The sequence below is a fragment of the Actinoplanes sp. ATCC 53533 genome, assembly GCF_003947245.1.
The window spans coordinates 69071-76320 of record NZ_QHHV01000198.1; the positions used below are offsets into that span (position 1 = coordinate 69071).

General features: G+C 71.2%; 6 protein-coding genes. 3 read left to right on the forward strand and 3 right to left on the reverse strand.

Translation table 11 applies throughout. The features are described from left to right. Window positions 1-5: 5 nt before the first annotated feature. The 3 genes from DMB66_RS46525 to DMB66_RS46535 are packed head-to-tail and all read right to left on the reverse strand — an operon-like array spanning window position 6 to window position 3164. Window positions 6-1340, reverse strand: a complete 1335-nt coding sequence (locus DMB66_RS46525) for a sugar ABC transporter substrate-binding protein (RefSeq protein ID WP_125810517.1) — start codon at window positions 1338-1340, stop codon at window positions 6-8. 19 nt (window positions 1341-1359) lie between these two features. After that, complete coding sequence (locus tag DMB66_RS46530; RefSeq protein WP_125810518.1) at window positions 1360-2277, reverse strand: carbohydrate ABC transporter permease; 918 nt, start codon at window positions 2275-2277, stop codon at window positions 1360-1362. Further along, window positions 2277-3164, reverse strand: coding sequence for a carbohydrate ABC transporter permease (locus tag DMB66_RS46535; RefSeq protein ID WP_125810519.1), 888 nt, complete (start codon window positions 3162-3164; stop codon window positions 2277-2279). The genes DMB66_RS46530 and DMB66_RS46535 overlap by 1 nt, the downstream gene beginning before the upstream one ends. Before the next feature lie 183 nt (window positions 3165-3347). Between DMB66_RS46535 and DMB66_RS46540 the strand changes: the two genes are divergently transcribed. Genes DMB66_RS46540 through secD form a run of 3 tightly spaced genes read left to right on the forward strand, consistent with a single transcriptional unit; the run spans window position 3348 to window position 7071 of the window. Next, window positions 3348-4379 (forward strand): LacI family DNA-binding transcriptional regulator, encoded by a 1032-nt coding sequence (locus DMB66_RS46540; protein ID WP_125810520.1) that lies wholly within the window; start codon window positions 3348-3350, stop codon window positions 4377-4379. Between the two features lie 49 nt (window positions 4380-4428). After that, entirely contained in the window at window positions 4429-4818 is a 390-nt protein-coding gene (locus DMB66_RS46545; RefSeq protein WP_125810521.1) for a hypothetical protein, read from the forward strand. Window positions 4819-4869: 51 nt separating this feature from the next. After that, window positions 4870-7071: a protein translocase subunit SecD gene (gene secD / locus DMB66_RS46550; RefSeq protein WP_199753027.1), complete on the forward strand. Its 2202-nt coding sequence runs from the start codon at window positions 4870-4872 to the stop codon at window positions 7069-7071. Window positions 7072-7250 lie beyond the last annotated feature (179 nt).

A 7250-nucleotide genomic window follows, 5' to 3' on the forward strand; every position in this document is an offset into this window, starting at 1 on the left:
TGTCACTACTTGACGGTGAAGCCCTGCTCCTTGCCGTACTTCGCGGACTGCTCGCCCCACGCCTTCAGGCTGTCGGTCAAGGGGGTGGCGGAGACGTACGCCTTACCCGCGGAGTCGTTGAAGACGCTGTTGGCGTAGACCTGGAACGGCAGGTACGACCAGCCGCTGACGACGTCCTTGGCCGACTGGGCGAGGATCTCGTTGGCCTTCTGGCCGCCGAAGTACGGGAACTCCGTGCCGAGGAACTCGGGCGAGTTGAGGTCCTTGGTGGTCGACGGGAACGCGCCGGCCTTGATCCGCAGGTCCTTGCCTTCTTCCGCCGCCGCGTACTTGACGAACGCGTAGGCCAGCGCCTTGTTGGCCGACTTGTCCATGACGCCCAGCGAGCTGCCGCCGTTCTCCGCGGTGGCCTTGCCGCCGGCCTCCCACTGCGGCATCGGCGCGACCCGCCACTTGCCGGCGGCGGCCTTCGCGCCCGAGGCGAGGTTGCCCGGCATCCACGCGCCGGTGACCAGGCTGGCGATGGTGCCGTCGCCGAGCGCCTTGAACCACTCGTCGGTCCACGGCGGGATCGACGCGACCAGCTTCTCGGTGATCATCGGCTGCCAGGTGGTGGCGTACTTGGCCGCACCCGGGTCCGCGAAGTTGATCGTCACGTCGTTGCCGCTCACCTGGTACGGCTTGCCGCCGGCCTGCCAGATCATGCTGGTGGTGAAGCCGGCGTCGCCGGTGTCGCCGGTGATGTACTGCTTGGGGTTGGCCGTGTGCAGCTTGCGCGCGGCCTCGACGTACTCGGCCCAGGTGGCCGGCGGCGCCGTGATGCCGGCCTTGTCGAAGACCTCTTTGTTGTAGAACATCGCCATCGGCCCGGAGTCGAGCGGCAGGCCGTAGACTCCGCCGTTCGGGGTGACCGCGGCCCACGGGCCCGGGGTGAACTCGCTCTTCAGGCTCTCGGCGCCGTACCCGCTGAGGTTGGCGAGCGCCTTCGACAGGGCGAACTGGAGCACCGCGAAGTACTCGACCTGCGCGACGTCGGGACCGCCGCTGCCGGCCGCGACCGCGTTCTGCAGCGCCGTGTAGTGCTTGTCGCCGGAGAGGGCGCTGACCAGGTTGATCTTGACGTTCGGGTACTTCTTCTCGAAGCCCGCGGCCACGTCCTTGACGGTGCCGTCCCAGGCCCACACCGTGAGGTTGCCACCCTTGGCGAGCGCCGCGGTGACGTCGGCCTCGGAGCCCTTGGCCGCGGAGGTGTCAGTGGTCGTGTCGCCACCGCCGCCGCAGGCGGCGAGCGCCAGCATGGCGGCGGTCGCGGCAGCGGCCACCTTGATAAATCTAGACATTAGTATCCTTTCGGGGATTTCACTCTTTGACGCTGCCGGCGGTGAGGCCGGACTGCCAGTAACGCTGCAGCAGGAGGAAAGCCGCGAGGAGCGGCAGGATCGTGAGAAGCGATCCGGTGATGACGAGATTGAACACAGCCTGACCACCCACCGTCTGCGCCTGGTCGTTCCAGGCGTTGAGGCCGATGGTGAGCGGATACCAGGCCGGGTCCTTCAGCATGATCAGCGGGAGGAAGTAGTTGTTCCAGGTCGCGACCATGGTGAAGAGCAGGACCGTGACGATGCCGGGGCCCAGCAGCGGCACGGAGATCCGGAGGAACGTGCGGAACTCGCCCGCACCGTCCATCCGGGCGGCCTCGAGCATCTCGTCCGGGATCGCCTGCGCGGAGAAGGTCCACATCAGGTAGAGCCCGAACGGCGAGACCAGCGACGGGATGATCACCGACCACGGGGTGTTGGTCAGGCCCATCTTGCTGAACATGAGGAACGTGGGTACGGCCAGCGCCGTGCCGGGCACGGCGACCGCGCCGATCACGGTGGCGAAGACCGCGCGCTTGCCCACGAAGTTGAACTTCGCCAGGCCGTAGCCGGCCAGGGTGGCGAGCAGCGTCGCGCCGCCGGCACCGACCACCACGTACATCACGGTGTTGCCCAGCCAGCGGACGAAGGCACCGTCGTCGTAGGTGAAGGTCTGGGCGATGTTGTCGAAGAGCGCGAACTCGCCGTCGTCGAACCAGAGGCCGAACGAGCCGAGCAGGCCCTCCGGCGTCTTCGTCGCGTTGACCACCAGCCAGAACAGCGGGACCAGGCTGTAGATCGCGACGACGCCGGTGAGCAGGGTCAGCGTCAGGCTGCGCCGGTTGCCACGGCGGTAGGGCTTGCGCCGGACCGGCGCGGCGTCCTTCGCACGCCGAGGAGACTGCACGGTCGCGGTCATTATTTCTCCCTCGTGCCGCGCAGCTGAACGACGTAGGCGATGACCATCGTGATGACGCCCATGATGATCGCGACCGTGGCGGCGTAGTTGTACTGCTGGCCGGCGAAGGACAGCGTGTAGGCGTACATGTTGGGGGTGTAGTCGGTGGTGAGCACGTTGCGCGCCAGCGGCCGCATGATGGCCGGCTCGTTGAACAACTGGAAGCTGCCGATCACCGAGAAGATCGTGGCGATCACCAGCGCGCCGCGGATGGCCGGCAGCTTGATCGCCGTGATGATCCGGAACGCCCCGGCGCCGTCGATCTCGGCCGACTCGTAGAGCGAGGCCGGCACGACGCGCAGCGCCGAGTAGAAGATCAACATGTTGTAGCCGACGAATTCCCAGGTCACGATGTTGCCGATGGACGCGAGCGCAAGGTTCGCGGACAGCGGCTCGGGCAGCGTGATGCCGAGCGCCTCGTTGATGTTGCCGACCAGGCCGAACTGGTTGCTGTACATGAAGCCCCACATGAACGTGGCGACCACGGCGGGCACCGCGTACGGCAGGAAGATGGTGACCCGGAAGAAGGCCTTGCCGTACAGCCGGCCGCTGTCGATGGCGAGCGCCACCATCAGGGCCAGGATCAGCATGATCGGCACCTGGATGACCAGGAAGAGTGCGACGCGGCCGAACCCGGACCAGAACTGGGGGTCCTGGACGGCCTGCGTGTAGTTGTCGATCCCGACGAACGAGTTACCGCCGATCAGCCGGTTGCGATAGAGGCTCAGGTAGATCGAGTACCCGATCGGCGCCAGGAAGACCAGCGCGAAGACGGCCATGAACGGGCCGACGAACTTCCAGCCCGCCCAGGATCGGCGTCTGGTGCTCACCACCAGGGTGTCGGTCATGCGGTCTCAATCCTTCCCGCCGATCGGCGTTGCGTCGGCGACTCCCAGATGTTTACGTAAACATCGGGTCCGCGGGTGCCTCAGGCTGCCATATTTCACGGAGATGAGCGATGTGATGTTTACGTAAACATCGGGGTGATAGTTTCACTGCGTTTCCAGCTCGTCAAGAAGGAGTTGCCAACGATGACCCCTGGCCGAACCCGCCGCCCCGGCCGTGGGGTCTCGATGGCGGACGTCGCCCGGCTCGCCGGAGTCTCGTCGCAGACGGTGTCGCGCGTCTCGACCGGGCACCCCGGCGTCGTCGAGTCGACCCGCCTGCAGGTGCTGACCGCGATGCAGCAGCTCGGCTACCGGCCCAACAGCGCCGCCCGGGCACTCAAGCGCGGCGAGTTCCGCACCCTCGGCGTCATCCTGTTCACCCTGGCGACCACCGGCAACAGCCGCACGGTCGAGGCCATCGCGGGCTACGCCGCGAAGGAGGGGTACGCGATCACCCTGATCCCGGTGGCGGTGCCCACCCAGGACGGCGTGCTCGGGGCGTTCTCCCGGCTCGGCGAGCTGGCGGTCGACGGCATCATCGTGATCATGGAAGTACACCTGCTCGACGCGGCGAACCTGAACCTGCCGCCCGGCGTGCAGGTGGTGGTGGTCGACTCCGACGCCGGCGACCGCTACCCGGTGGTGGACACCGACCAGGCCGACGGCGCCCGGCAGGCCGTGCGGCACCTGCTGGAGCTGGGCCACGAGACGGTCTGGCACGTCACCGGCCCTGCGGAGTCGTTCGCGAGCGAGCGCCGCACCCAGGCGTGGCGCCGCACCCTGCTGGAGGCGGGCCGGGCCGTGCCGCCGGTGCAGCGCGGCGACTGGTCGGCCGAGTCCGGTTACCGCGCCGGGCTGGCCCTGGTCGCGGAGCCGGAGTGCACGGCCGTGTTCGCCGCCAACGACCAGATGGCGCTGGGCCTGCTGCGGGCGTTCCACGAACGCGGCCGCACGGTCCCGCAGGACGTGAGCATCGTCGGCTTCGACGACATCCCGGACGCGGGGTCGTTCATCCCGCCGCTGACCACCGTGCACCAGGACTTCGCCGAGGTGGGGCGGCGCTGCGTGCAGGGTCTGCTGCGGCAGATCCGCAACGAGCCCGAGGGGCCGGGCACGGTGCTGGTGCCGACCCGCCTGGTGCTCCGCGCCAGCACGGCTCCCCCGCGCCGGGCCTGAAACCCGACTCGGGGCACCGGGACCGCCCCCTGCGGCGTACCGTGCAGCCATGGCGGCCGAGGGCGGAACGCACACGGCGCGGTGGCGCCGGTGGGCGCACCTGTCCGCCGTCGTGGCGCTGCTGTTCGCCACGTCGGTGGTCGCCGCGACCTCCGAGGTGGGGCCGGGCCACGCGCCGCTGGCGATTCAGGTCGTCGGCGCGTCGGGGCAGCACGCCGCCGGGCAGCGCCCGGACGTCCGGGTTGACGCGGGCGGCAGGCCGGGCGCAGTCGCCCCGGACCTGGGTGCGATCGGCTGGCTGCCGGCGCGGGCCGGCGCCGGGCTCGCCGCGTGGTGGCACCAGCGGCAGGACGTCGACGGGCACCAGGCGCAGGCGCGGCACGAGGCCTATCAGGGCCGGGGTCCGCCGGGACGGCGTGCGGTAGACGCCCCGTCCTGACCGGCACCACCCCGCTTGAGGAGAAACCCCATCGTGTCGCGCGCTACTGCCGTGAGCGCATTTCTCGCCCTCGTCGTGCTCGTCGTATCCGGGTGGCTCGTCGCCACCCGGCCGGCGCGGCTCGGGCTTGACCTGCGCGGCGGAACCCAGATCGTCCTGCAAACCCGTGACGGCGCCCAGACCCGGGCCGACGCCACCACCACCGACCAGGCCATGGAGGTGCTGCGCCGGCGGGTCGACGAGCTCGGCGTGGCCGAGCCGACGCTGGTCCGCTCCGGTGATCGGCGGATCATCGTCGAACTGCCCGGTGTCACCGACGCGCGGGAGGCGGCCGAGGTCATCGGCCGCACCGCGCAACTGACCTTCCGGCCGGTCCTGGGACCGGCCGGCACCCCCGGCGCGACGCCGGCGGCCGGCGAGGTCGTCGTGCCCGACGAGCGCGGCACCCCGCTGCGGCTGGGGCCGGTCGCGCTGTCCGGTCAGCAGATCGACGACGCGCGGGCCGGCACCGAGCCGCCGGACGGCTGGCAGGTCGACGTCGACTTCGCCGGGGACGGCGCCCAGGGCTGGCGCCGGCTGTCCGCCCAGGCCGCCTGCGCCCCGCCGGGCGACCCGGCCCGGCGGGTCGCCATCCTGCTCGACGATCAGGTGATCACCTCGCCGCAGGTGGGCGAGGGTGCGATCTGCGAGGTCGGCTTCGCCGGCGAGGCCATGCGGATCACCGGCTCGTTCACCGCGGCCGACGCACGCGACCTCGCCCTGCTGATCAGGGCCGGCGCGCTGCCGGTGCCGGTGGACATCATCCAGCAGCAAACGGTCGGCCCCACCCTGGGCCGGCAGGCGATCGACGCCTCGGCGCAGGCCGCGCTGCTCGGCGCGCTCGCGACCATGGCGTTCATCGTGGCGGTGTACCGCCTCGTCGGCGTGCTGGCGGCGGCGGCGCTGGTGGCATACGGGTTCGTGTCCTATGCGGCCCTGCTGGCGATCGGCGCCACCCTGACCCTGCCCGGCCTGGCCGGCTTCGTGCTGGCCATCGGGATGGCCGTCGACGCCAACGTCCTGGTCTTCGAACGGGCCAGGGAGGAGTACGCCGGCAAGCCCACGCTGCGCAGCGCGCTGCGCGCCGGCTTCGCCCGGGCCTGGTCGGCGATCGTCGATTCCAACGTGACCACCCTGGTCGCCGCCGGCCTGCTGTTCTTCCTGGCCACCGGCCCGGTGCGCGGCTTCGGGGTGACCCTCGGGATCGGCGTGCTGGCCTCCATGTTCACCGCGCTGGTGCTCACCCGGCTGCCGGCCGAGGCGCTGCTGCGCCGGCGCTGGCTCACGGTCCGCCCCCGGTGGAGCGGGCTGGCCCACGCCGGCTGGGTGCGCCGGGCGATCGCGGACCGCGGCCCCGACCTGATGGGCCGGCGCCGGCTCTGGCTGGCCGTGTCGGCGGCGGCGGTGCTGCTCGCGATCGGCGGCGTCGCGGTGCGCGGCATCAACCTCGGCGTGGAGTTCACCGGTGGCCGGATGGTCGAATACGCCACGAGTCAGCCGCTGCCGGGCGACACGGCCCGGGCGGCGGTCGCCACCGCGGGCCTGGACCGGGCGGTGGTCACCCAGATCGGCCGGGACCACATCACGGTACGCGCCGGCACCTTCGACGACGCCACGGAGCACCGCGTACGCGAGTCGCTCAGCGCGGCCGGCGGCGGCAACGTGCAGCCGATGCGCGACGACAAGGTCGGCCCCAGCCTCGGCGCCGAACTGCGCGACAAGGCGCTGCTGGCGGTGGCCATCGCCCTGGGAGCGCAGCTGGCGTACCTGGCGCTGCGGTTCCAGTGGCGCTGGGGCGCCGCCGTGGTGCTGGCGATGGCGCACGACGTGGTCATCCTGGTCGGCGTGTTCGCCTGGCTCGGCAAGCCCGTCGACGGGGTGTTCCTGGCGGCGTTGCTGACCGTCGTCGGATACTCGGTCAACGACTCGGTGGTGGTGTTCGACCGGATCCGGGAGCTGGTGCGCGGCCAACGGAAGATCAGCCCGAGGTTGCGAACTCCGTTCGCGCGGCTGGCCAACGCCGCGTGCCTGCAAACCGTCCCGCGCACCGTCAACACCGGCCTGGGAGCGGTGTTCATCCTGACCGCGCTGGCCGTGTTCGGCGGTGCGTCCCTGGTCGACTTCGCGGTCGCGCTGCTGATCGGCATCGCGGCCGGCACGTACTCGTCGGTGTTCCTGGCGACCCCGCTGGCGATCACGTTCCGGTCCCGCTGAGCCCGGCCGGACCCGCCGGGTCGTCGCGGCCGCTTCAATGCCCCGGCGTGCCCGGCGTGCCCGGCGTGCCCGGCGTGCCCGGCGTGCCCGGCGTGCCCGGCGTGCCCGGCGTGCCCGGCGTGCCCGGCGTGCCCGGCGTGCCCGGCGTGCCCGGCGTGCCCGGCGTGCCCGGCGTGCCC

Excerpts from the sequence above, each read along its gene's own strand:
- DMB66_RS46525 (WP_125810517.1), bottom strand. The coding sequence starts at position 1,340 with ATGTCTAGATTTATCAAGGTGGCCGCTGCCGCGACCGCCGCCATGCTG.
- DMB66_RS46530 (WP_125810518.1), bottom strand. The coding sequence starts at position 2,277 with ATGACCGCGACCGTGCAGTCTCCTCGGCGTGCGAAGGACGCCGCGCCG.
- DMB66_RS46535 (WP_125810519.1), bottom strand. The coding sequence starts at position 3,164 with ATGACCGACACCCTGGTGGTGAGCACCAGACGCCGATCCTGGGCGGGC.
- DMB66_RS46540 (WP_125810520.1), top strand. The coding sequence starts at position 3,348 with ATGACCCCTGGCCGAACCCGCCGCCCCGGCCGTGGGGTCTCGATGGCG.
- DMB66_RS46545 (WP_125810521.1), top strand. The coding sequence starts at position 4,429 with ATGGCGGCCGAGGGCGGAACGCACACGGCGCGGTGGCGCCGGTGGGCG.